Here is a 22,818-nt window from a genome sequence, read left to right as displayed (position 1 = left end):
TAAAACTTGTAATGAGTTTTGCCGTTTTTTATGTAAAAAGAAATGTGTTGTTTTGGGGATACTAATTTGAAGTAAACATCTAAATTATTTTTGAAAATATCTGACATTTCACAAGTTATTGCCGTTAATGGTATGATGGGAGAGGTACGGACAACTTAAGGAAAAGGAGTAATTTTTATGACACAAAATTACGCTTCAATGATTGATCATACATTGTTAAAAGCTGAAACTACAAAAAATCAAATCGAAAAATTATGTGAAGAAGCAAAAAAATATGAATTTGCCTCTGTTTGCGTAAATCCGACGTGGGTTCATTACAGCGCACAACTTTTATCAGGTACAAATGTAAAAGTTTGTACTGTTATCGGTTTTCCATTAGGAGCAACAACTTCAGAAGTGAAAGCTTTTGAAACAAAAAATGCAATTGAAAATGGTGCCCAAGAAATTGATATGGTTATTAATATTGGCGCATTAAAAGACGGCAATTACAATTTAGTTCGAGACGACATTAAAGCTGTCGTAGACGCAGCAAATGGTACTTTAGTAAAAGTAATTATTGAATCATGTTTGTTAACTGATGAAGAGAAAATGAAAGCATGTGAACTTTCTGTAGAAGCAGGCGCAGATTTCGTAAAAACATCTACAGGTTTTTCAACGGGAGGAGCAACTGTTGAAGATGTAGCATTAATGAGAAAAACTGTTGGACCAGAAATCGGTGTAAAAGCTTCAGGTGGGGTAAGAAGTCTTGAAGATATGCAAAAAATGATTGAAGCTGGAGCAACAAGAATTGGTGCAAGTTCAGGTGTTGCGATAATGAATGGATTAATTTCCGATTCTAACTATTAATTCGAATACTTACTATTGACTGTCGCTAGACAATACGATATAATTTTTTAGTACACAAGTTGCTATAGTAGTTTGTGTATTGACGTGTGTTCGGAGGGAGGGAAAGAGAGATGTCAAAAACTGTCGTTAGAAAAAACGAATCGCTTGAAGATGCTCTTCGCCGCTTCAAACGTACTGTATCTAAAAGTGGTACTATTCAAGAAGTAAGAAAACGCGAATTTTATGAAAAACCGAGCGTAAAACGTAAAAAGAAATCAGAAGCTGCACGTAAACGTAAGTGGTAATTTCCTAGACAATCCCTACGTTCATAACACGCAATTTATGATTCACTAAGGAAAAAAATGATATACCCTAGTATTTGAACTTTCAAATACTAGGGTATTTTACATTTTCTTGCCCTTTTTAGTAAAACTAGATGTACATTTTTTTATAGAATAACAATAGAATAATTAAGAATTGGATAGTCGATTCGTGTACAATGAAAATAAATGAGAAAAACCATTCGATTTTTGAAACTTTTTGACGATATAACCGTAGAATTAACTATCAGGAACAGCCCATCTAAGTAAGGAGGGTAGATATGGGGAAAATAATAAAAGGCAGTTGTTTCATGGCATTATTGTTAATATCATTAACGTTTCTTTCCTTCAACTTGTCAGTTAGTGCCAATGGAGAAGAAATAGTTTCATTGAACAGTGGTGTTGTAACTAGCGATACAAAGGAAAGTGCTTTAATAACTGAAACAGCCAATGATTTTTCAGAATTTGTCCAAACCGAAAATGAAGGGGAAGTAGGACAGACAACGTTTTCTGACAAGCTTTTAAATTTTTTGACTAATCCTATTGTTGTGACCTTTTTATTATCGATTGGTGCCCTAGGGTTAGCGATGGAATTATTTTCTCCTGGATTTGGTGTGCCGGGGCTCATCGGCCTATCTTCTTTTGGATTATTTTACTTTGGACATATCGCCTCAGGGTTCGCAACCTATGAATCGATCATAATTTTTGTCATCGGCTTTGCTTTATTAGCAGCGGAATTGTTTATTCCAGGGGGAATAGTCGGACTTATTGGTGGCGCACTGATGATTATCAGTTTATTATTTGCAGGTGAAAGTGTGGTCCATATGGCGTATTCCATTTTAATCGCTATGTTTATCGCTATAATAGGAATGGTGGTATTAATGAAATTCTTTGGGAAAAATTTACACGTCTTTAATAAATTAATATTAAGAGACGCAACGACGACAGAGGAAGGCTATGTATCCAATATCAACCGTGTTGACCTGTTAGGAAGATCCGGATATACGTTGACACCTCTTCGACCTGCAGGAACAATAATAATTGATAACGAACGAATCGATGTCGTTTCAGAAGGAAATTATGTTGATTCAAAAAAGAAAGTGGAAGTTGTGCGTGTAGAAGGTTCACGAGTTGTCGTGAGAGAAATAGAAAAGGGAGTGGAAGAAAATGGTTATTGATGCAGCAGCTATTAGTTTAATTATTACCGCTGTAGTAGTTATTATTGTATTATCAGTCATATTAACTTTTGTTCCAGTAGCACTATGGATTAGTGCCATTGCAGCAGGAGTAAGAGTAAGTATCTTTACATTAATTGGGATGAGATTACGTCGAGTAATTCCAGCTCGTATTGTAAATCCATTAATTAAGGCTCATAAAGCAGGTTTAGACGTATCCATTAACCAATTGGAGTCCCACTATTTAGCTGGTGGTAATGTTGACCGTGTTGTAAATGCTTTAATCGCAGCTCAACGGGCAAATATAGAGTTATCCTTCGAACGTTGTGCCGCTATCGATCTAGCTGGACGTGACGTATTAGAAGCTGTACAAATGTCTGTAAATCCGAAAGTAATTGAAACACCATTTATTGCCGGTGTTGCAATTAACGGGATTGAAGTAAAAGCAAAAGCGAGAATAACAGTAAGAGCAAACTTGGACCGTTTAGTTGGTGGTGCAGGGGAAGATACAATTATTGCCCGTGTCGGTGAAGGGATCGTTTCGACAATCGGTAGTTCTGAAAGCCACTCAAAAGTATTAGAAAATCCTGATTTGATTTCTCAAACGGTACTTTCAAAAGGGTTAGATTCAGGAACAGCCTTTGAAATTTTATCCATTGATATTGCAGACGTAGATGTTGGTAAAAATATTGGGGCAGAACTTCAAATTGAACAGGCACAAGCGGATAAAAATATTGCCCAAGCAAAAGCGGAAGAACGTCGTGCTATGGCAGTAGCAAAAGAACAAGAAATGGTAGCGAAAGTTCAAGAAATGAAAGCAAAAGTAGTAGAAGCAGAAGCAGAAGTCCCAATGGCAATGGCAGAAGCTCTACGTTCTGGAAACTTTGGAATTATGGATTATATGAATTATAAAAATATCCAAGCAGATACTTCCATGAGAGATTCTATTGCGAAAGTAACAAATGATAAACAAGATTCTACGGAAGATTAAAGATATAACACACCTAAAAGAGAGGAGTGTTTAGTTAATGGAAGGCATTATTCTCATGGTGGTCATTTTTATTGTTAGTTCTTTATTTGGTGGTAAAGAAAAGAAAGAACAAAAACCAATGCCACCTTTTAATAATAAACAAACGACTCAAAAATCCCAAACTTCTAATAAAGTAGAACGTAGGGAAACGAGAAAATCGTTGGAAGATTTTGCGAGTGAAGTGTTTCAACAATTAAATGATAAAACTGCTACAAGAACACCCCAGCGTTCCATGGAGAAATCTGCTCAAGAAGTAGCCAGAAGAGCAACAAAAATAGAAAAGGATTTATCGAAACCTGTAACAAAAAATGCAAGACCATCCCTTGATGCAAATCGTTCCAATCGGTCATCAAGTATAACGAGGGTGAAAAATACTAAAGGGAAAATGAAACAAAGGGAAATTGGAAACTTTGTCCCTACGAATAGAGAAGCGTTAGTTCAGGCGATTATTACATCAGAAATTTTAGGACCGCCAAAGGCAAAGCAACATTCCTAATTGTTTGAAGTTTTGCAGTAATTTGTAAGAAACAAAAGGAATCTATACATGCCCCCCTTTTTCAAAGCATATACTTTTGCGAAAGGGGGGCATTTTTAATTGAAAAAATTATTCCAAAAAGATCCATTAATTGAAATCGTAAATAACAGCCAATTAAGGTTGATTGGAACATATAAATTTATTGAAGCGTCTGAACAGCATTGTTCCTTTTTATATGAAGATTTTTCAATTTTAATAAAAGCAAATCGCGTACATATAGATGTATTAAAAGAGGAAGAATTTATTATACATGTTGAAAATTTATTATCAATTGAAATGAAAAGACAGGTGAACGATTATGAAAAAGTTTGATAATCGTCCTGTTGAAATTCGTATAACACGTAACAATGCGGCCCATGCCTTCATTCAAAATTTACATTCGAAAGGTGTAAAAATAAAGAATGTAACCCATTTAGACAATGAAATTCGTTTTGAAATTACAAGGAAAGATATCAATATAGTACGTACGATTAGGAAAAAGTACCGTGTTAAAGTGAAAATCCAATATTTACAAATTTCTAGAATTTTTCAAAAAAATAGTTGGACAGCTATTGGTTTACTGCTACTAATTTGTATCCCAATTGTTGCCTCCCAGTTTGTTTGGAAGGTGGAGGTGCAATCCGATATACCTGAAGTCCGAGTTGCCGTAGAAAAAATCGTAAATGAAAAATTATCCCTCGCCAAGCCTACATTAAGGGGAAAAGTGGAATCGGATTTCGAAATTAGACAAACTATAATGGAAGAGTTAAGAGATTTATCTTGGGTGCATATATTAAAAACAGGTAGTAGTATGACGATTGTTCCACAACTTGCACCGATTACCGATAATAGAGACAATATAAATGAAGGGAAAAATCATTTAATTGCAGCAAAAAGTGGTGTAATTACTCATTTTGAAATTTCTAGTGGAGAACGTCGTGTATTACCGAATACAACTGTATATAAAGGGGATACACTTGTATCAGGGGTTATATCAGTTGGAGATAAATCGGTTGTAGTAGGAGCTTCTGGGGAAGTGTATGCAGACTACTGGTTAGAAACGGAATTTTCGATTCCAAAGGAATTACAACTCATCTCAGCTAGTAGTCGAGAGTGGACGATTGATTTCAAAATGAATAATGATAAAAAGGAGCAGGGAAAATCATTTCAAAAGATCGATTTACCGGAGTGGCTTTCAAAATTTATCGAAATCAAAAGGACTCAAAAGTACATCACTGTAACGGAAGAGATTACAGAAGAACGAATCGAATCGTTTATTTTGCCACTACTGCACGAAAAAATCTTAAAATCTTTACCTCCAAAAACAATTATCAAAAAGGAAAACATTTTGCACGTTACATTCGATGATGATAAAGTGAAAGGGAAAGTCCTATTTTTGGTAAATGAAAACATTGCGGAAAACTACCCAATTGACCAAGGAGATTGATTTATGTCAGAACAATTATCAGAATTGCAAGTAGAAAATCCAAATGAAGCAGTAATGTTACTAGGAATGTCCGATGCAAATATTAAGCTCATTGAAGAAACATTTCAAGTACGCATTATTACTCGTGGTGAAGTAATTCAAATTGCCGGGGAAGAACTTCCGAAACAGCAAGTAAAGGATTTATTAATTGCCCTATTAAGAGTAATTCGAAAAGGGGTTAATATTGATTTGCGGGATGTGGCTACTGCAATCGAAATGGTGAATAAAGGGACAATTGAATATTTTGCTGAATTATATGAAGAGGAAATAGCGAGAAACTTTAAAGGGAAACCTATCCGAGCAAAAACAATCGGTCAACGCGAGTACATAAAAGCGATTCGTCATCATGACCTCGTGTTTGGTATTGGTCCTGCTGGTACTGGGAAAACCTATTTAGCCGTTGTTATGGCAACGCAAAGCTTAAAAAACGGTCATGTTAAACGCATTATTTTAACAAGACCTGCAGTAGAAGCCGGAGAATCATTAGGGTTTTTACCAGGGGATTTAAAGGAAAAGGTTGATCCTTATCTTCGACCATTGTATGATGCACTACATGACATATATGGTCAAGAACAAACCCAACGTTTAATTGAACGGGGAACAATTGAAATTGCACCTTTAGCTTATATGCGTGGTCGTACTTTAGATGACGCCTTTGTTATATTAGATGAGGCGCAAAATACAACCCATATGCAAATGAAAATGTTTTTAACAAGACTTGGATTTGGTTCTAAAATGGTTATTACCGGAGATAAAACACAAATTGATTTACCAAAAAATACGGAGTCAGGTTTAATCATTGCAGAACGTTCATTAAAATTTTTAAAGGATATACAGTTTAAAACGTTAGAGGCTGGAGACGTAGTCCGTCATCCGCTTGTGGCGAAAATTATCCAAGCTTACACAGATCAGGAGTTATAATAAAGATAAGTTTAATACCGGATTATTGTATAGCTCTAAAAATGTGTACGATAAATCGTGCACATTTTTTATTTCTAGTAACTTTTCATGAAATTATATTCATAAATTGGTAAACTATACATAGAGAAAGACCTTTGGAGGTGCGCAGGTGGAAAAGCACTTTAATAAATTGCTGAATATAATAAGTTTTCGGACTTTATTAATCGTTGTTTTAATTGTCACTGGTATTCTACAATTCTTTTTAATGCTCGGTAATATTCGAGGTACTACATATGATATCCAAGCTTTTCAACTTGCACCAGAGACAATACGTGCAGTCAAAACGGTAGAAGATACAGTAAAAACGGAGCAGGAAAGAGATAATGCCGAAAACGCTGTAGAACCTGTTTACGTATTTAATGATGAAACGGCACATAATCGTTCTTCTTTAGTCACTTCTATTTTTGACATTCTTTTGGATGTACGAAAAGACATAAGTGCTAGTAAAGAAGAAGTGCCGATAGAAAATCAAGTTCAACAACTTCAAGATAAATTAAAGGATATTACAGATAGTCAATCCCAACTTAATTTTACCGACAGTCAATTACAATCGCTTTTAACAGCAAATGATGCGAGTATTGCAACTGCGAAAACATTTCTTGTTAATTTAGTTGAAACAACATTGAAAGAGCCGATTCGTACAGATGATGTAGCTCAAGTACGGAATGAAATTGAATCAAGAATTCGTCAAAATGATACATTGGATGAAAATTTATTCAGCGTACTTGCGGTAATTGGACGAGCGGCAATTGTCGAAACAGAAGTATTGGATGAGGAGCGAACAGAAGAGCTAATTTTACAAGCCCGTGAAGAAGTTGAGCCAACAAGAATTTTACAAGGACAAATCATTGTTCAAGAAGGGGAATTGATTGATCGGGAAGTTTATCGTCAATTGGAACTTTTAGGTTTATTGAATAGCCATACATCAACAAAACCGGTTCTAGGCCTTTTCATCTTTATTGTTTTGCAAATGGCTTTTATGTATATCCTTTTTGACCGTTCGAAAACGGATTTAGAAAAAAGAAGGAAAGCTTTATTTGTAACGGCTATTGTTTATTCGATTTCAATTATATTAATGAAGTTGCTTAGTTTGTTATCAGACCAATTTGATATGACGATTGCCTTTTTATATCCAACAGCCCTTGCTACAATGCTTGTAAGGTTGTTAGCAAATGAAAGGGCGGCGATATTAGTAACCGTATTAACAGCAGCTTCTGCCGGAATATTGTTCCACGAAGGGTACGCAGCAGTTTTACAAATGGATATAGCACTGTATATTATTTTTGGTGGATTATCAAGTGTATTCTTTATGAGGAGCATGGAGAAGAGATCCCATTTATTAAAAGCTTGCGGAATCGTTTTGGTTATTAACTTTTTATTTATTGCCTTTTATTTGTTAATGTCCCAATCAGATTATGAGCTGGTAGAATTATTATTTTATGCAATAGCAGGTATTACATCTGCGGTTTTATCTGGTGCGTTGACGATGGGATTATTGCCTTTCTTTGAATCAGCTTTAGGTTTATTGTCGACAATGAGATTAATCGAATTATCAAATCCAAATCATCCGTTGTTGAAAAAATTGTTAACAGAAACGCCAGGAACATACCATCATAGTGTAATGGTTGCCAATCTTGCAGAGGCTGCCTGTGAAGCAATCGGAGCCGACGGATTATTAGCTCGTGTTGCATGTTACTATCATGATATTGGGAAGACGAGAAGACCGGCATTTTTCATTGAAAATCAAATGTCTGGCATTAATCCCCATGATTCATTGCCACCCGAAAGAAGTGCGGAAATTATCATTTCCCATACGACGGATGGAGCCGCTTTATTGAAAAAGCATAAAATGCCGAAAGAAATTGTAGATATTGCTCTACAGCACCATGGGACAAGTACCTTGAAATTCTTCTTACATAAAGCGAAGGATGAAGGGAAAGAAGTGGATGAAGAAGCATTTAGTTATCCTGGTCCAAAACCGCAAACAAAAGAAGCAGCAGTTATTAATATTGCAGATAGCGTAGAGGCTGCGGTCCGTTCGATGAAACAGCCTAGCTTGGAAAAAGTACAGCAACTTGTCCATTCCATTATTCAAAGTCGTGTACAAGAACATCAATTTGATGAATGTGATGTCTCTCTTAAAGAATTAAAGAAAATTGAAGAAGTATTATGTGAAACGTTAAATGGGATATTCCATTCTCGGATTGAATACCCAAAAGAAGGATAATTTTAGGAGGATTCCATGCTTAATATTGATTTTTTAGATGAAACAAATGAAGTGCAGGAGGAGCATATTGAACTAGTTGAAAAATTACTTCAACATGCTGCAAATACTTTAAATATTGAAGATGGCAGTGAAGTTTCTGTTACCTTTGTTACAAATGAAGCGATTCATGAAATTAACCGGGAATACCGTGATAAAGATCAACCTACTGACGTTATTTCCTTTGCCCTCGAAGAGTTAGGTGAAGGCGAGGTAGCGATTCAAGGAGAAGGGATCCCTCGTATTTTAGGGGACATCATTATTTCGACAGATAGAACGAAAGAACAAGCTGAGGAATACGGTCACTCCTTTGAACGGGAACTTGGATTTTTAGCAGTTCATGGATTTTTACACCTTTTAGGCTACGATCATATGACAGAAGAGGATGAGAAAGTAATGTTTGGGAAACAAGATGACATTTTATCTTCTTTTGGCTTAGGCCGTGATTTTAATGGACGTTCTTAAGCTCATTAAATCCTTTGGATATGCTTTAGTTGGCATATGCACATCGTTAAAAGAACAAAATATGCGTATTCATTTATTTAGTGCAGTAATAGTCGTTATAGCTGGAGTGTTAACGGGGATATCGATAACAGAGTGGCTTGTTTTAATTATTACGATAGCACTGGTCATCGGTTCAGAAATGATAAATACAGCAATTGAGGCCGTCGTGAATTTAGCTTCTCCCGAATATCATCCTTTAGCAAAACAGGCGAAGGATGTAGCCGCAGGGGCAGTACTTGTTTTTGCGGTGGCAAGTGTTATAATCGGATTACTCATTTTTCTACCAAAATGGTTTTAAGAAAGAAATATTAAGGAGTTGGGGAATATGACAGTGAATATGAATCAATTAATAGAGCAATCAAAATTAGCAAGAGAGAAAGCGTATGTACCTTATTCAAAATTTCAAGTAGGTGCTGCCCTATTAGCGGAAGATGGAACAGTATATCAAGGCTGTAACATTGAAAATTCGAGTTATGGTTTAGCGAACTGTGCTGAACGTACAGCGATTTTCAAAGCGGTTTCTGAAGGTGTGAAAAATTTTAAAGCGCTTGCCGTTGTAGGCGATACAGAGGGACCATGTTCCCCATGTGGAGCGTGTAGACAAGTCATTTCTGAGTTTTGTGCACCAGATATGCCTGTTTATTTAACGAATTTAAAAGGGGATATACAACAAACGACAGTGGGCGAGCTTTTACCAGGCGCCTTTACACCGGAGGATTTAGAACATGCAGGAAAACAACAATAGTTACAAATCAGGATTTATTTCGATCATCGGTCGACCTAATGTAGGGAAATCCACTTTTTTAAATCGCGTAATTGGCCAAAAAATCGCCATTATGTCAGATAAGCCTCAAACAACTAGAAATAAAATTCAAGGTGTACTAACCCGAGACCAGTCTCAAATGATATTTATCGATACACCAGGTATCCATAAGCCGAAACATAAATTAGGGGAATTCATGATCAAGGTATCAAAAAATACTTTGCGTGAAGTAGATCTCATTATGTTTATGGTGAATGCTGAACAAGGTTTAGGAAAAGGCGATGAATTTATTCTTGAGTTACTAGAGGGAACAAAAACCCCTGTATTTTTAGTCGTTAATAAAATAGACCAAATTCATCCTGATGAATTGGTGAATATTATTGAAACGTATAAAGGGAAATTTCCATTCGCTGAAATCATACCAATCTCGGCATTACAAGGTAATAATGTAGATAATTTATTAGTAACGATTGAGAACTATTTACCGGATGGTCCTCAGTACTATCCTGCAGATCAAGTGACAGATCATCCAGAACGATTTATTATTTCCGAGCTCATACGGGAAAAAGTTCTTCATTTAACAAGGGAAGAAATTCCCCATTCTATCGCTGTTGTGATCGACAAAATTAAGCGGGATGAAGAAAACGAACATATGATTCGCGTTCAAGCGACGATTATGGTTGAACGGGATTCGCAAAAAGGAATTGTTATCGGTAAACGGGGCGCCTTATTAAAAGAGGTTGGAACCCTTGCCCGTAAAGATATTGAAATGCTTTTAGGCTCAAAAGTATATTTAGAGCTCTGGGTAAAAGTACAAAAGGATTGGCGAAATAAATCAACCCACTTACGTGATTTTGGTTATCGCGAAGATGAATATTAATTACCGAAAAGAATGCTTACAATTATGTAGGCGTTCTTTTTATGTATAATAGAAATAGAAAAACGTAGAAGGAAGTGCCGCAATGCTAAATAAATGGGAAGGCATTGTTTTAAAATCGAGATCCTATGGAGAATCCAATAAAATCGTAACAATTATGACGAGGGAAGTAGGTAAAGTGACGGTGATGGCTAGAGGAGCAAAAAAACCAACGAGTCGTTTAGCTGGGATTACTCAAACTTTTATGCATGGGGTATATGTTGTACAAAGAGGTTCGGGAATGGGAACGTTACAACAAGGGGAACATTTAGCCTCCATGCGCCATATCCAAACGGATATTGTTGCAACAGCCTATGCTAGCTATATTGTTGAGCTTCTCGATCGAATTGTCGAAGAGGGAAGTCCGGAACCTTTTGCCTTTGAAGTGTTACAACAAGCTCTTCATGCCATAGAGGAGGAGTATGATCCTGAGGCTATCGCTTTATTTGTTGATTGGAAGCTTCTACCTTATACAGGTGTTCAACCGATGTTACATGCCTGTGCATCGTGTGGAGCAATTGAAGGGGAATTTGCCTTTTCCTTTGCCCAAGGAGGCTATTTATGTCATCGTTGCTTCCATCTCGACCCTTACATCATTCGATTAACGCCAACCCAGTTAAAATTAATCCGAATGTTTTATTCGGTACCTATTGATCAAATTGGCAAACTAGATTTAAAAAAGGGGACAAAACAGTTTATTAAAAAAATTGTTTCAACTATATACGAGGAACAAACGGGAATTCGGTTAAAATCCAGGTCGTTTATTGAGCAATTAGAAAGAACCTCATTACTGAGTAGAAATAAACATAATGAGGAAACGACAGAATAATCGTTATAAAATATTTCGAACGACTTCTAATGTATCTTCCTTAATAGCTTTCCAAAATGATGGATTGGCTTCGCTCAAAAATGTTCCATCTCGTAGATGTAAATAATTTTCGTATAAATAGTTAATTTTATCGTAATAAAAGAGTAAACGATGATTCATATGGGTCATATCAATATGAAGTTCTGTATAACAGTCCACTAAACTTTGCAAATCACTGATTTGTTTTCGTATTTGATCATACATTTCCATATGATATTGTCCAACTTTATGTTCCAATTGACATCGGCTTCGATGTTGATTTAAGACATTCTTTAACGTATCTAGCTTTACGTTTGCTGTAAATAAAATATGGTGATGTGATTGATGCTCAGGCAATTCTTTATTTAATAATTCGTTAACAATGACTAATAGTTTTTCGCTGGCATTTTTTTCAATATTGATTGGTTTTTGTTTTTTAAATAAAGTTTGAAATAACATCAATCCCACCTCTTTTCCTATCATTATAATCGAAATATTCTTACAAATGAAAGATTGAAAAAATAAAATGAACAAAAGTAAAAACACATATCCATTATTGGGTGGAATATGTGTTTTTATACATTTATTGGGTTATATAGAAAAAATTATAGTATATAGAAAAAAAAGAGCTTATCTCGCTAAATTAGCGAAATAAGCTCATCGTTTTTAAAATTCTAAATGTTTTTCGATATATGCTTTAACTTCTGCTATTGGCATTCGGATTTGTTCCATGCTATCACGATGGCGAACCGTTACTTGGCCGTCTTCTTTTGAATCGAAGTCATAAGTAATACAGAATGGTGTTCCGATTTCATCTTGTCGGCGGTAACGTTTACCGATTGATTGGGATTCATCATAATCAACAGGGAATGCTTTACGTAACTCGGACCAAACTTCTCCAGCTTCGTCTGCTAATTTTTTTGATAAAGGTAATACTGCTGCTTTAAATGGTGCTAAAGCTGGGTGGAAGCGTAATACTGTACGAGAATCGCCACCTTCTAATTCTTCTTCATCATAAGCATCACATAAGAAGGCTAATGTTACACGGTCAGCACCTAAAGATGGTTCGATACAATATGGAACGTAACGTTCATTTGTAATTGGATCAATGTAAGTAAAGTCTTCACCGGAATGTTCCATATGCTGTTTTAAATCATAATCTGTACGGTCGGCAATACCCCATAGTTCACCCCAGCCGAATGGGAAGCGGAATTCGATATCCGTTGTTGCATTGGAATAGTGGGATAACTCATCTTCTTCATGGTCGCGAAGACGTATGCTTTCTTCCTTCATACTTAAATTTAATAACCAATTTTTACAGAACTCTTTCCAATATTGTTGCCACTCTAAATCCTCACCGGGCTTACAGAAGAATTCAAGTTCCATTTGTTCAAATTCACGTGTACGGAAAGTAAAGTTACCAGGTGTAATTTCATTACGGAAAGATTTACCGATTTGCGCAATACCGAACGGAGTACGTTTACGCATTGAACGTTGTACGTTTTTGAAGTTGACGAAAATCCCTTGTGCTGTTTCAGGGCGTAGGAAAATTTCATTCGTAGAACTTTCTGTAACACCTTGGAATGTTTTAAACATTAAATTGAATTGGCGAATTTCAGTAAAATCATTTGCACCACATTCAGGGCAAGTAACAGCAAGTTCATCCATTTTTGCTTTCATTTGATCAAAGCTCATACCGTCCACAATAATCTCTTTGCCAGTTTTTTCAAGAGACGCTTCTTCGATTAATTTGTCTGCGCGGTGGCGAGCTTTACATGATTTGCAATCAATCATTGGGTCATTGAAGTTGCCAACGTGGCCAGAAGCAACCCAAGTACGAGGATTCATTAAAATTGCAGCGTCAAGACCTACATTATATTCTGATTCCTGCACGAATTTTTGCCACCAAGCTTTTTTTACGTTGTTTTTCAATTCAACACCGAGTGGACCGTAATCCCAAGTGTTTGCAAGACCACCGTAAATTTCTGATCCTGGGAAAACGAAACCACGATGTTTTGCTAAGTTTACGATTGTTTCCATAGATTTTTGAGCCATGAGTAATTCCTCCTAATTGATGAAAATATAAAAGCACCCGTCTCCGGGCTTTTTGCCCGGGGACGAGTGCATATGTATAGTACACCCGCGGTTCCACCCCGCTTGATTGTCCGGTTGAAGTAAAGCGCTCGCATACGTCGTCATTCGTCACCAATGCAATCCTCATGAACCATTTTGTTCACTGCGGTTGATTGGCTCCTCATTCCTAGTCTGACAAACGCTTTCTTTTCAACCTCAATGGTTGGAGTAAAGCGCTCGCATACGTCGTCATTCGTCACCAATGCAATCCTCATGAACCATTTTGTTCACTGCGGTTGATTGGCTCCTCATTCCTAGTCTGACAAACGCTTTCTTTTCAACCTCAATGGTTGGAGTAAAGCGCTCGTAAACGTCGTCATTCGCTTTTACAAAATTGAACAATCCTCTTTTAACTAGTTTGGCTCAAGGGTGCCGTTTCTCTTTTCGCGCAGGCTTTCACCAAACTCCTACTCGCTTTTTTTGAAAAGATACTTATTGTCCTGTCATTGCCTAATATAAAGTTCTATATGATATTCTATGCTACGAACTAGAACTGTGTCAATATTGTAGCATCTTGTATTTTTCTTAACAAATATTCGTCATTATAGTATATAATATTTAAGTAAAAGTATAACACTATTTGAAGCGGGTGAGTCCAATCGAACTCAATAAACGTCAAGACACGATTCTGCAAATCGTTAAAGAGAATGGCCCAATCACAGGTGAGCAAATTGCAGAACGTTTAAATTTGACCCGGGCTACTCTACGACCAGATTTAGCGATTTTAACTATGGCTGGATTTTTAGATGCTAGACCACGTGTTGGTTATTTTTATTCAGGTAAGAAGACGATTACAACAGCATCAGAATCGATGATGAATTTAAAGGTAAAAGACTTTCAATCTTTACCCGTTGTTGTATCGGAAAACATGACTGTATATGATGCGATTGTTCAATTGTTTTTAGAGGATGTTGGTACACTTTTTGTTGTAGATGAACATTCATTTTTACAAGGTGTATTATCAAGAAAAGATTTGTTAAGAACTAGTCTTGGTACTCAAGAGTTAACAAAAATTCCAGTTCATATTATTATGACTAGGATGCCGAATATTGCTTATTGTAAAAAATCAGATTCATTAATCGTGGCTGCAAAAAAGTTAATTGAAAGACAAGTTGACTCACTTCCTGTTGTGAACGAAACGGATAAAGGTTTAGAAATTGTCGGAAGACTAACGAAGACAAATATTACAAAAGCCTTCATCTCTTTAGCAGAAACCCATGATTTATAAGGAGTGCTATTTTGAAACTATTAAAAGTATTCGTTGTTTCTGATTCCGTTGGTGAAACTGGGGAACAAGTTGTAAAGGCGGCCATTACTCAATTCCGTCCAAACTTTGACAATACTCTCATTCGAAAGTTTCCCCATATAGAAGATAACGATCATATTGAAAAAATTGTTGAAATTGCCAAAGAACAAAATGCAATTATTGTATTTACACTTGTAGAAGAAAAGATGAGACAGTTTATGATAAATCTTTGTCATCATGAACAAGTGGAATGTATTGATTTAATTGGTCCTATGATTCATTTATTTGAACAACAAATCGGGGAACAGCCCCTTGAGGAACCTGGATTAGTTCATAAATTAGATGATGATTACTTCAAAAAAATTGAAGCGGTTGAGTTTGCAGTTAAATACGATGATGGCCGCGATCCCCGAGGATTGTTGCTTGCAGATGTTGTTTTAGTCGGTGTTTCTAGAACATCAAAAACACCACTTTCTCAATATTTAGCCCATAAACGATATAAAGTGGCGAATGTTCCCCTTGTACCGGAAGTGAATCCACCTGAAGAATTATTTTTAGTGGATCCGAAAAAATGTTTCGGGTTAGTTATCTCTCCGGAAAAGTTAAATGTCATACGAAAAGAGCGTTTAATTGCTTTAGGACTGAATGATGATGCCATTTATGCAAAACAATCACGCATCGAGCAAGAAATTGAACATTTTTATAATGTTGTAGAACGTATTGGATGTTCAGTAATTGATGTAACGAATAAAGCTGTTGAAGAAACAGCAAATGATATTATCGACAGAATCGAACAAAATAAATAATTATACAAATTTTTAGCCACCTCTTCTATTTTGGAGGAGGTTTTTTTGCGCGATTGTAGTATACATATTAGTTAAAGTATTATCTTTCTGATTTGTCTGCAATCGAAGGATGAATATTTTCGTTTTTTTATAAAAAAAGTGGAAATTTTCATCTATTTGTTTTATAATGAAAAAATTGTGGTAAAAATATTTTTAAACCGAGATTTATTTTGAAAATAAACTATTTTTGTCGTAAAATAGAGGATTTTTTAAATTTATCTCGAATTGTGTTACTTAGCATCTGAAGTTGGTGATAAAATGACCGGGAAAATTCCTGAAGAGATGATCGAACAAATTCGTTCCCAGTCCGATATAGTTGACGTTATAAGTGAGTACATGCAGTTAACGAAAAGAGGACGTAACTGGTTCGGATTATGCCCATTTCATGGTGAAAATACACCTTCGTTTTCAGTGTCTCAAGATAAACAAATATTTCATTGTTTTGGATGTGGTGCTGGCGGTAATGCAATTACTTTTGTTATGGATATTGAAAATATTTCCTTCCCAGATGCCCTCGTTAAGTTAGGAAATCGACTTGGTATTCAATTAGATATCCAAAGCAATAGTATGTCAAAAGAAAGCCAATCTTATTCAAAAAAAGAAGAAAAAATGATTGAGGCCCATGAATTTGCTGCCGATTTTTATCATCATTTGTTGATGAATACGGAAGAAGGGGAGCAAGCGTTAAATTATCTTTTGAAAAGAGGATTTACAAAGGAGCTTATCGAAACGAATGGTATAGGTTGGTCTTTACCAACATGGGATACTCTTTCAGTTTTGTTAAAAAGAAAAGGCTTTTCTTTAGAAGAAATGGCCGAGTGTGGACTCATCATCCAGAAGGAAAGTGACCATACTTACTTTGACCGCTTTAGAGGACGAATCATGTTTCCAATACGTGATGAAAATGGAAAGGTAATCGCATTTTCAGGTCGTATTATCGATTCAGTGGATGAGGCGAAATATTTAAACAGTCCTGAATCACCAATTTTCCATAAAAGTCAAGTGCTTTTTAATTTGGACAAGGCAAGAACAACTATCCGAAAAAAACGTCAAGTTATTTTAATGGAAGGTTTTATGGATGTCCTTGCTGCCAATCAAGCTGGAGTATACAATGCAGTCGCTACAATGGGAACTTCCTTAACCACACAGCACATCACAAAGTTGAAACGCTTAAGTGAGCAAATAATAATTTGTTATGACGGTGATAATGCAGGTTGGGAAGCAGCCAAACGTGCTTCTGAAATGTTACATTCCGAACGATTGAAAGTAGAAATTGCAGTACTACCAGATAAATTAGATCCAGACGAATATATTCGAAAATATGGACCTGAAAATTTTGTACAGCAAATTTTAGATAAACCTCATGCATACATTGCTTTTATGATGATGCATGCGAGAAGAAATAAAAACTTTCAATTTGAAAATGATGTGTTGCAATACATCCAGGAAGTGCTTGAGCAACTCGTCGGGCGCTCTTCTCCTATTGAAAGAGACCTTTATATAAAACAGATTGCAAGTGAAACAAATATTTCTGAGGAAGCTATTTATGCTCAATTTAGAAAATTAGAAGCGAATAATGCAAAAACTTTTAAACGGGCAGAACAAGGAAATATTCAAACGAAACAAATCGAACTTCAACAAAAAAAATCTTTATCTGCAACAGAACGGGCAGAACGATTATTATTGTCGCATATGCTTATGAATATTGATGTGATAGATAAAGTTTTAAAAAGTGATGATCCTCAACCTTTTGCCCGGGATGAATACGCAGCGGTGTTCGTCCGTTTAATTGGTTTTTATGAGGAACATGGATCAGCTGATTATCAAAGATTTTTAGAAATTCTCGATGACTCTGAGTTGAGAAAAATTGTGATGGAAGCTGCACTTGTAGAACATGATCCAGAACAGTCGGAAGCAGAAATTAATGACTGTTTGAAGCAGTTAAAAAAACATCGAATTGAAGTTGAAATAAAAAAATTAATTCATGATTCTCTGGAAGCGGAAAAGATGCACGAACATAAACGTGCACTTGAACTAGCCCAGACAATCATACAATTGAAGAAATCATTATCGGCGATTTAACCCGATTCGGTTGTTAGAAGGAGGAAGGTTTATGGCGGACAAGTCAGAACAATCAAAAGAGGTAATTAATGAGCAATCTGTTGAAGAGGTAAAAGCATTACTTCAGCAAATAGCGAAAAAAGATAACGAAATTTCCATGAAAGAAATTTCGAATAAGCTTGCCCCATTTGATTTGGAAAACGAAGAAATTTTCCATTTTGCAGAAGATATCGAGAAAAGTCATGGTATTCAAGTTGAAGGTAAAGAAGAATTTGAAGATGAAGTTTTAGCGAAACAAGAAGAGAGCGAAGAAGCATTTGATTTAAATGACTTAAGTGTTCCTCCTGGTGTGAAAATTAACGATCCAGTTCGTATGTATTTGAAAGAAATCGGTCGAGTTGATTTACTGACAGCTGAAGAAGAAATAGAACTTGCAGAGCGTATTGAACAAGGAGATGAGGATGCTCGTAAACGTCTTGCTGAAGCAAACCTTCGTCTAGTTGTTTCCATTGCTAAACGTTATGTTGGTCGAGGAATGTTATTCCTTGATTTAATCCAAGAAGGAAATATGGGGCTAATCAAGGCAGTCGAAAAATTCGACTACCGTAAAGGGTTCAAATTTTCTACGTATGCAACTTGGTGGATTCGACAAGCAATTACTCGTGCAATTGCGGACCAAGCGCGAACAATTCGTATTCCAGTTCATATGGTTGAAACGATTAATAAATTAATCCGAGTTCAAAGACAATTATTACAAGACTTAGGTCGTGAACCATCACCGGAAGAAATTGGTGAAGAAATGGATTTAACCCCTGAGAAAGTTCGTGAAATTTTAAAAATTGCTCAAGAACCGGTTTCTTTAGAAACACCAATCGGGGAAGAAGACGATTCCCATTTAGGTGATTTCATCGAGGACCATGAAGCGCAATCACCATCTGATCACGCAGCTTACGAGTTGTTAAAAGAGCAACTAGAAGATGTTTTAGATACATTAACTGATCGTGAAGAAAATGTTTTACGTCTTCGTTTCGGTTTAGATGATGGACGTACACGTACCCTTGAAGAAGTAGGGAAAGTATTTGGTGTAACACGAGAAAGAATTCGTCAAATCGAAGCAAAGGCGTTAAGAAAATTACGCCATCCATCTAGAAGTAAACGATTAAAAGATTTCCTAGAATAGTTTTAATTAGGCATCCTTTCGAAATTGCCACGAATAGTTACATTTCGTATCTATTCGTTGGCATTTAAGAAAAGGGTGTCTTTTTTTGTTTATAGGAAAAGATATTTTTATTAATGCTAACGACTTGAAAATGAGATAAACTATAGTCATACATAAAAAGAAAAAAATGGAGAAAAAGCATATGCCAAATCCAAAAAAGAAAATTGTTTTAAATGAAATACTATATTGGAAACAAAATCGATTACTACCGGACCACTACTGTGATTTTTTAATGACCCTTTATTCGGAAGGGAATGGAGACGAACTTATTGAAGAAATCAGTCATAAAAAGTCTATCATAGCGACTGAAAACAAACGTAAATGGATTTTTTCTATAAGTATCATCCTAATTAGTTTAGCCTTATTTGTAGCGTTATTTACTGTTACTAAGTGGGTTGGGCTCGTTTCAATATTCGTTGCAATCATTGCGATTATCCTTTTAATAAGTGCTTTCCTATTCTCTAAAAAGGAAGTAACGTTCGCACCATTATTACCGATTGGGGCAGCTTTACTAATATTTGGCTTATCTGTCAAAGTATCAATTGAATATTTCCCCGATCGTTCATTTGTTTTATATGGTTTACTTATCGCCAATTGTCTTATTTGGTTATTTACTGGATTGAAATTAAAATTACTTTATTTTACTTTGTCTGGCGGAATTGGACTTGTGATTGTTTTAGGATATCAATTCTTTATTTAAAAAGATTTTGTGGCGGTATAACCGTAGAAGGGTTTAAATAGCTTAAAAAGATGGGTAATATGATGATGATATTAAGAATATCGGAAATATGATGTTCATTTCAAAAATAGTTTCAAACAACTCAATCTAAATTCATGTTTGGATATGGGTATATGAAAGACAATGAAGTGGAAAGATATTTAAAGGATACTTTTAGAAAGTAGGATTGCCCTTTTAAAATGCAAAATAAGTTATTACAAATTAATTTTTCCAACATTAACTTATTATTGTCGATTTTGTGTCAATCCTTGTAAAAGTTGGTGTTTAGGTCTTTTCGTTTTTCAAATAATGAAGTACAATAATTAATGTTGACTAGATTCTATATTAATAGATGTAGAAAAATGAATTAAAAAAGGAGGGTAACCTATGAAAAACAATCCAATTATTCCTTATATTCTTATTATGGCATTCGGTATCGGACTTATCTTCTTCATGTCATTAGAAGGTGCTGGAAATAAAGAAGAGATTGCTGAAGGTCACGAAGAAGAAGCTACTACTGAAGAAGGTGGAGCTGCTGAAGAGGGCGGAGCAACTGCAGAAGGAGCAAACGGTGAAGAACTAGTTTCTACATGTATCGGTTGTCACGGTGGTGACTTAACTGGTGGTATGGGACCTAAAATTGCTGGTTTAGATGCTGAACATATTAAAGATGTATTAGCTAACGGTATTGAAGGTACACCAATGACTCCAGGTTTAAAAACTGGTGCTGAAGCGGAAGCAATCGCTGAGTACATTTCTTCATTAGAATAATAATTAAACGACGAGAGGCTGTCTTATTAAGTATTTACTTATAAGACAGCCCTTTTAACTTCATAGGTTATTGATTTTCCTCGCATTACATAACTGAATTTCTATTCCAGCATCATTTTAGGACAAATATTTTATTTTTTTTATATAATATGACATAGAAATTAGAAAAAGGCGGTTACTATATGAACGCACAAAAATTATCAAAACGATTAGAGGCAGTTGCTTCCTTTGTACCAACGGGAGCGATTGTTGCAGACATAGGCAGTGATCATGCTTATTTACCATGTTATTTAATCCATAAAGGTATTGTGAATAAAGCCATTGCAGGAGAAGTGGTGAAAGGACCCTTTGAATCTGCCGTAAAACAGGTGAAATTGGAAGGACTTGAAGAGTCTATTACGGTTCGCCTTGCTGATGGGCTAGAAGCGATAAAAGAAACTGATGGGGTAAATACGGTTACAATCGCTGGTATGGGAGGGCCTCTTATCGTTTCCATTCTAGAAAAAAAACCAGAACTTTTACAAACTGTAACAAGACTTATTTTACAACCGAACATTCATGCAAAAGTAATTAGAGAGTGGGCTTTAGCAAATGGTTGGGCGATTTTAGATGAAGTTATATTAAAAGAAGACGAAAAAATTTATGAAATTCTTGTTCTTCAACGGGGCGATATGGAGTTATCAGAACAGGAAATATTGTTAGGAAAACATCTAATGGCCAATAAATCGGACGTGTTTGTAGAAAAATGGACGAAGGAAATTCAAAATTGGAGACGTGTTTTATCTTCTATTGAACAAGCAGAAGAGACGTCAGATATTGTTGCAAAACGTAAAGAACTTTTACATTTAATCGAACTAGTGAAGGGGGCTTTACCAAATGAAAATCGCTAATGGTCATGAAATTATCCAACTTTTTGAAAGCTGGTCGCCAAAAAAATTAGCCTGTATGGAAAACGACCCAATTGGACTTGCTATCGGAACTTTGAATAAAGAAGTGACAAAAGTATTAGTAACGTTAGATGTGAATGATGAAGTTGCAGATGAAGCGATTCAAAAAGGATGCCAATTAATCATTGCCCATCATCCTCCCATCTTCCGTAAGTTAGCCAATTTAAGAACAGATACTCCAGCTGGTAAACTGTATGAAAAACTGATTAAAAATGATATTGCTGTTTATGCAGCCCATACGAATTTAGATGTGGCAACGGGTGGAGTAAATGATTTATTAGCAGATGCATTACAACTAGAGAATAAACAAATTTTAGAAAAGACTTATCATGAGAATTTAATGAAGCTAGCTGTATTTGTTCCAGATGAGTACGCTGAAAAAGTACGTTTCGCTTTAGCTAAAGCTGGTGCAGGCCATATTGGGAACTATGACTCTTGTAGTTTCTCAACGAACGGTCAAGGCCGTTTTAGAGCGTTAGAAGGGGCAGATCCATTTATCGGAGAAATTGGTGAGATGGAAACGACTGATGAAGAAAAAATTGAAGTAGTTTTCCCCCAATCTATAAAAAACAAAGTTTTAAAAGCGTTACTTAACGCCCATCCCTATGAGGAACCTGCTTATGACGTATATACATTGGCGGTGGAAACGAAGGAAATGGGGATTGGCCGGGTTGGAACTTTAAAAGAACCGATGACTTTGAAACAGTTCGCTCAATTTGTTAAAACCCAATTAGATGTTCCAATGGTAAGACTAGTTGGTCAAACGGAGACATTGGTTTCAAAGGTAGCGGTTCTAGGTGGTGACGGTAATACGTATATTCATGCAGCTAAACGGTCCGGTGCCGATGTATTTGTAACTGGTGATGTGAAATTCCATATTGCCCAAGACGCTCAAAATCTAGGGTTAAACATTATTGACCCAGGACATCACGTTGAAAAGGTTATGATGAAAGGAGTGGCCGATAAAATGGTTCAATTATGTTCGAGCTCCAAATTATCGGTGGAATTTATCCAATCTGAAATCGATACCGAACCTTTTATTTTTATTTAAACAAGGAAGTGTAATGAGTGGTGGGGAATAACGGAAAAGTTTGGTTAATGATCGGAGGACTAATGGTTGTTATCGGAGTTGCTTTTTCCATCTTTTTTTCCTTCGTTTCAGAGAAACAAATAAATCAACTTGTGAAAAGCTGTGAAAACGATGGTGGAGAAGCGATTGTTACAAAACATGGGTTTCTCGTAACAACTTCCTATGAATTCGAATGTAAAAAATAA

General features: G+C 35.9%; 25 protein-coding genes. 23 read left to right on the top strand and 2 right to left on the bottom strand.

All coding sequences use genetic code 11. The features are described 5' to 3' along the window. Positions 1–177 precede the first annotated feature (177 nt). From deoC to recO, 14 genes are all read left to right on the top strand, one after another. The gene (deoC, locus tag MHH69_RS10720) at positions 178–846 is read left to right on the top strand and encodes a deoxyribose-phosphate aldolase (RefSeq protein ID WP_122971351.1); all 669 of its coding nucleotides are present in this window, start codon (positions 178–180) and stop codon (positions 844–846) included. 110 nt (positions 847–956) lie between these two features. After that, a complete protein-coding gene (gene rpsU / locus MHH69_RS10715) occupies positions 957–1,130 on the top strand; it encodes a 30S ribosomal protein S21 (RefSeq protein ID WP_004227078.1) in 174 nt (57 codons plus the stop codon). Between the two features lie 296 nt (positions 1,131–1,426). After that, positions 1,427–2,323, top strand: coding sequence for an NfeD family protein (locus MHH69_RS10710; RefSeq protein ID WP_122971350.1), 897 nt, complete (start codon positions 1,427–1,429; stop codon positions 2,321–2,323). Beyond that, positions 2,313–3,311 carry a flotillin-like protein FloA gene (floA, locus tag MHH69_RS10705; protein ID WP_122971349.1) on the top strand — a complete coding sequence of 333 codons (999 nt, stop codon included), beginning with the start codon at positions 2,313–2,315 and terminating at the stop codon, positions 3,309–3,311. The genes MHH69_RS10710 and floA overlap by 11 nt, the downstream gene beginning before the upstream one ends. A gap of 37 nt (positions 3,312–3,348) precedes the next feature. Next, on the top strand, positions 3,349–3,846 hold the full coding sequence (locus MHH69_RS10700) for a hypothetical protein (RefSeq protein ID WP_122971348.1): 498 nt from the start codon (positions 3,349–3,351) through the stop codon (positions 3,844–3,846). Positions 3,847–3,945: 99 nt separating this feature from the next. Further along, on the top strand, positions 3,946–4,197 hold the full coding sequence (locus MHH69_RS10695) for a hypothetical protein (protein ID WP_122971347.1): 252 nt from the start codon (positions 3,946–3,948) through the stop codon (positions 4,195–4,197). After that, positions 4,184–5,311 (top strand): sporulation protein YqfD, encoded by a 1,128-nt coding sequence (locus MHH69_RS10690; RefSeq protein WP_341362293.1) that lies wholly within the window; start codon positions 4,184–4,186, stop codon positions 5,309–5,311. Before MHH69_RS10695 ends, MHH69_RS10690 begins: the two co-directional genes overlap by 14 nt. Positions 5,312–5,314: 3 nt before the next feature. Then, complete coding sequence (locus MHH69_RS10685; RefSeq protein WP_122971345.1) at positions 5,315–6,271, top strand: PhoH family protein; 957 nt, start codon at positions 5,315–5,317, stop codon at positions 6,269–6,271. A gap of 148 nt (positions 6,272–6,419) precedes the next feature. Next, a complete protein-coding gene (locus MHH69_RS10680) occupies positions 6,420–8,537 on the top strand; it encodes an HD family phosphohydrolase (RefSeq protein WP_341362292.1) in 2,118 nt (705 codons plus the stop codon). Between the two features lie 15 nt (positions 8,538–8,552). Next, the gene (gene ybeY / locus MHH69_RS10675) at positions 8,553–9,038 is read left to right on the top strand and encodes an rRNA maturation RNase YbeY (protein WP_341362291.1); all 486 of its coding nucleotides are present in this window, start codon (positions 8,553–8,555) and stop codon (positions 9,036–9,038) included. Continuing rightward, complete coding sequence (locus tag MHH69_RS10670) at positions 9,025–9,375, top strand: diacylglycerol kinase family protein (RefSeq protein ID WP_122971342.1); 351 nt, start codon at positions 9,025–9,027, stop codon at positions 9,373–9,375. Before ybeY ends, MHH69_RS10670 begins: the two co-directional genes overlap by 14 nt. Before the next feature lie 27 nt (positions 9,376–9,402). Next, positions 9,403–9,822, top strand: coding sequence for a cytidine deaminase (locus tag MHH69_RS10665; RefSeq protein ID WP_174232655.1), 420 nt, complete (start codon positions 9,403–9,405; stop codon positions 9,820–9,822). Then, complete coding sequence (gene era, locus MHH69_RS10660; protein WP_122971341.1) at positions 9,803–10,720, top strand: GTPase Era; 918 nt, start codon at positions 9,803–9,805, stop codon at positions 10,718–10,720. Before MHH69_RS10665 ends, era begins: the two co-directional genes overlap by 20 nt. 82 nt (positions 10,721–10,802) lie before the next feature. Continuing rightward, entirely contained in the window at positions 10,803–11,585 is a 783-nt protein-coding gene (recO, locus tag MHH69_RS10655; RefSeq protein WP_341362290.1) for a DNA repair protein RecO, read from the top strand. A 3-nt stretch (positions 11,586–11,588) separates the two neighbouring features. On the opposite strand, the gene MHH69_RS10650 is transcribed toward recO, so the two are convergent. Further along, positions 11,589–12,062, bottom strand: coding sequence for a hypothetical protein (locus tag MHH69_RS10650; protein WP_122971339.1), 474 nt, complete (start codon positions 12,060–12,062; stop codon positions 11,589–11,591). Positions 12,063–12,269: 207 nt separating this feature from the next. After that, positions 12,270–13,658, bottom strand: a complete 1,389-nt coding sequence (locus tag MHH69_RS10645) for a glycine--tRNA ligase (RefSeq protein ID WP_122971338.1) — start codon at positions 13,656–13,658, stop codon at positions 12,270–12,272. 667 nt (positions 13,659–14,325) lie between these two features. On the opposite strand from MHH69_RS10645, the gene MHH69_RS10640 reads away from it, so the two are divergent. From MHH69_RS10640 to MHH69_RS10600, 9 genes are all read left to right on the top strand, one after another. Next, positions 14,326–14,964, top strand: coding sequence for a helix-turn-helix transcriptional regulator (locus MHH69_RS10640; RefSeq protein ID WP_122971414.1), 639 nt, complete (start codon positions 14,326–14,328; stop codon positions 14,962–14,964). Positions 14,965–14,975: 11 nt separating this feature from the next. Further along, entirely contained in the window at positions 14,976–15,788 is an 813-nt protein-coding gene (locus MHH69_RS10635; RefSeq protein WP_122971337.1) for a pyruvate, water dikinase regulatory protein, read from the top strand. A 297-nt stretch (positions 15,789–16,085) separates the two neighbouring features. Beyond that, on the top strand, positions 16,086–17,909 hold the full coding sequence (gene dnaG, locus MHH69_RS10630; RefSeq protein ID WP_341362289.1) for a DNA primase: 1,824 nt from the start codon (positions 16,086–16,088) through the stop codon (positions 17,907–17,909). A 31-nt stretch (positions 17,910–17,940) separates the two neighbouring features. Further along, entirely contained in the window at positions 17,941–19,068 is a 1,128-nt protein-coding gene (rpoD, locus tag MHH69_RS10625; protein WP_122971335.1) for an RNA polymerase sigma factor RpoD, read from the top strand. A gap of 181 nt (positions 19,069–19,249) precedes the next feature. Then, positions 19,250–19,807 carry a hypothetical protein gene (locus tag MHH69_RS10620; RefSeq protein ID WP_341362288.1) on the top strand — a complete coding sequence of 186 codons (558 nt, stop codon included), beginning with the start codon at positions 19,250–19,252 and terminating at the stop codon, positions 19,805–19,807. A 405-nt stretch (positions 19,808–20,212) separates the two neighbouring features. Then, positions 20,213–20,596 (top strand): c-type cytochrome, encoded by a 384-nt coding sequence (locus MHH69_RS10615; RefSeq protein ID WP_122972558.1) that lies wholly within the window; start codon positions 20,213–20,215, stop codon positions 20,594–20,596. 182 nt (positions 20,597–20,778) lie between these two features. Further along, entirely contained in the window at positions 20,779–21,486 is a 708-nt protein-coding gene (locus MHH69_RS10610) for a tRNA (adenine(22)-N(1))-methyltransferase (protein WP_122972557.1), read from the top strand. Next, positions 21,473–22,594 (top strand): Nif3-like dinuclear metal center hexameric protein, encoded by a 1,122-nt coding sequence (locus MHH69_RS10605; protein ID WP_341362287.1) that lies wholly within the window; start codon positions 21,473–21,475, stop codon positions 22,592–22,594. The genes MHH69_RS10610 and MHH69_RS10605 overlap by 14 nt, the downstream gene beginning before the upstream one ends. Positions 22,595–22,611: 17 nt before the next feature. Then, positions 22,612–22,818 (top strand): hypothetical protein, encoded by a 207-nt coding sequence (locus MHH69_RS10600; RefSeq protein ID WP_341362286.1) that lies wholly within the window; start codon positions 22,612–22,614, stop codon positions 22,816–22,818.

Source organism: Ureibacillus sp. FSL E2-3493 (assembly GCF_038077515.1).
In the GTDB taxonomy this organism is placed as follows: domain Bacteria; phylum Bacillota; class Bacilli; order Bacillales_A; family Planococcaceae; genus Ureibacillus; species Ureibacillus halotolerans.
Note: the sequence above shows the minus strand (reverse complement) of the source record. Positions and strands in the feature narration are given on the sequence as shown.

Excerpts from the sequence above, each read along its gene's own strand:
- deoC (WP_122971351.1), top strand. The coding sequence starts at position 178 with ATGACACAAAATTACGCTTCAATGATTGATCATACATTGTTAAAAGCT.
- rpsU (WP_004227078.1), top strand. The coding sequence starts at position 957 with ATGTCAAAAACTGTCGTTAGAAAAAACGAATCGCTTGAAGATGCTCTT.
- MHH69_RS10710 (WP_122971350.1), top strand. The coding sequence starts at position 1,427 with ATGGGGAAAATAATAAAAGGCAGTTGTTTCATGGCATTATTGTTAATA.
- floA (WP_122971349.1), top strand. The coding sequence starts at position 2,313 with ATGGTTATTGATGCAGCAGCTATTAGTTTAATTATTACCGCTGTAGTA.
- MHH69_RS10700 (WP_122971348.1), top strand. The coding sequence starts at position 3,349 with ATGGAAGGCATTATTCTCATGGTGGTCATTTTTATTGTTAGTTCTTTA.
- MHH69_RS10690 (WP_341362293.1), top strand. The coding sequence starts at position 4,184 with ATGAAAAAGTTTGATAATCGTCCTGTTGAAATTCGTATAACACGTAAC.
- MHH69_RS10685 (WP_122971345.1), top strand. The coding sequence starts at position 5,315 with ATGTCAGAACAATTATCAGAATTGCAAGTAGAAAATCCAAATGAAGCA.
- ybeY (WP_341362291.1), top strand. The coding sequence starts at position 8,553 with ATGCTTAATATTGATTTTTTAGATGAAACAAATGAAGTGCAGGAGGAG.
- MHH69_RS10670 (WP_122971342.1), top strand. The coding sequence starts at position 9,025 with ATGGACGTTCTTAAGCTCATTAAATCCTTTGGATATGCTTTAGTTGGC.
- MHH69_RS10665 (WP_174232655.1), top strand. The coding sequence starts at position 9,403 with ATGACAGTGAATATGAATCAATTAATAGAGCAATCAAAATTAGCAAGA.
- era (WP_122971341.1), top strand. The coding sequence starts at position 9,803 with ATGCAGGAAAACAACAATAGTTACAAATCAGGATTTATTTCGATCATC.
- recO (WP_341362290.1), top strand. The coding sequence starts at position 10,803 with ATGCTAAATAAATGGGAAGGCATTGTTTTAAAATCGAGATCCTATGGA.
- MHH69_RS10650 (WP_122971339.1), bottom strand. The coding sequence starts at position 12,062 with ATGTTATTTCAAACTTTATTTAAAAAACAAAAACCAATCAATATTGAA.
- MHH69_RS10645 (WP_122971338.1), bottom strand. The coding sequence starts at position 13,658 with ATGGCTCAAAAATCTATGGAAACAATCGTAAACTTAGCAAAACATCGT.
- dnaG (WP_341362289.1), top strand. The coding sequence starts at position 16,086 with ATGACCGGGAAAATTCCTGAAGAGATGATCGAACAAATTCGTTCCCAG.
- rpoD (WP_122971335.1), top strand. The coding sequence starts at position 17,941 with ATGGCGGACAAGTCAGAACAATCAAAAGAGGTAATTAATGAGCAATCT.
- MHH69_RS10620 (WP_341362288.1), top strand. The coding sequence starts at position 19,250 with ATGCCAAATCCAAAAAAGAAAATTGTTTTAAATGAAATACTATATTGG.
- MHH69_RS10615 (WP_122972558.1), top strand. The coding sequence starts at position 20,213 with ATGAAAAACAATCCAATTATTCCTTATATTCTTATTATGGCATTCGGT.
- MHH69_RS10610 (WP_122972557.1), top strand. The coding sequence starts at position 20,779 with ATGAACGCACAAAAATTATCAAAACGATTAGAGGCAGTTGCTTCCTTT.
- MHH69_RS10605 (WP_341362287.1), top strand. The coding sequence starts at position 21,473 with ATGAAAATCGCTAATGGTCATGAAATTATCCAACTTTTTGAAAGCTGG.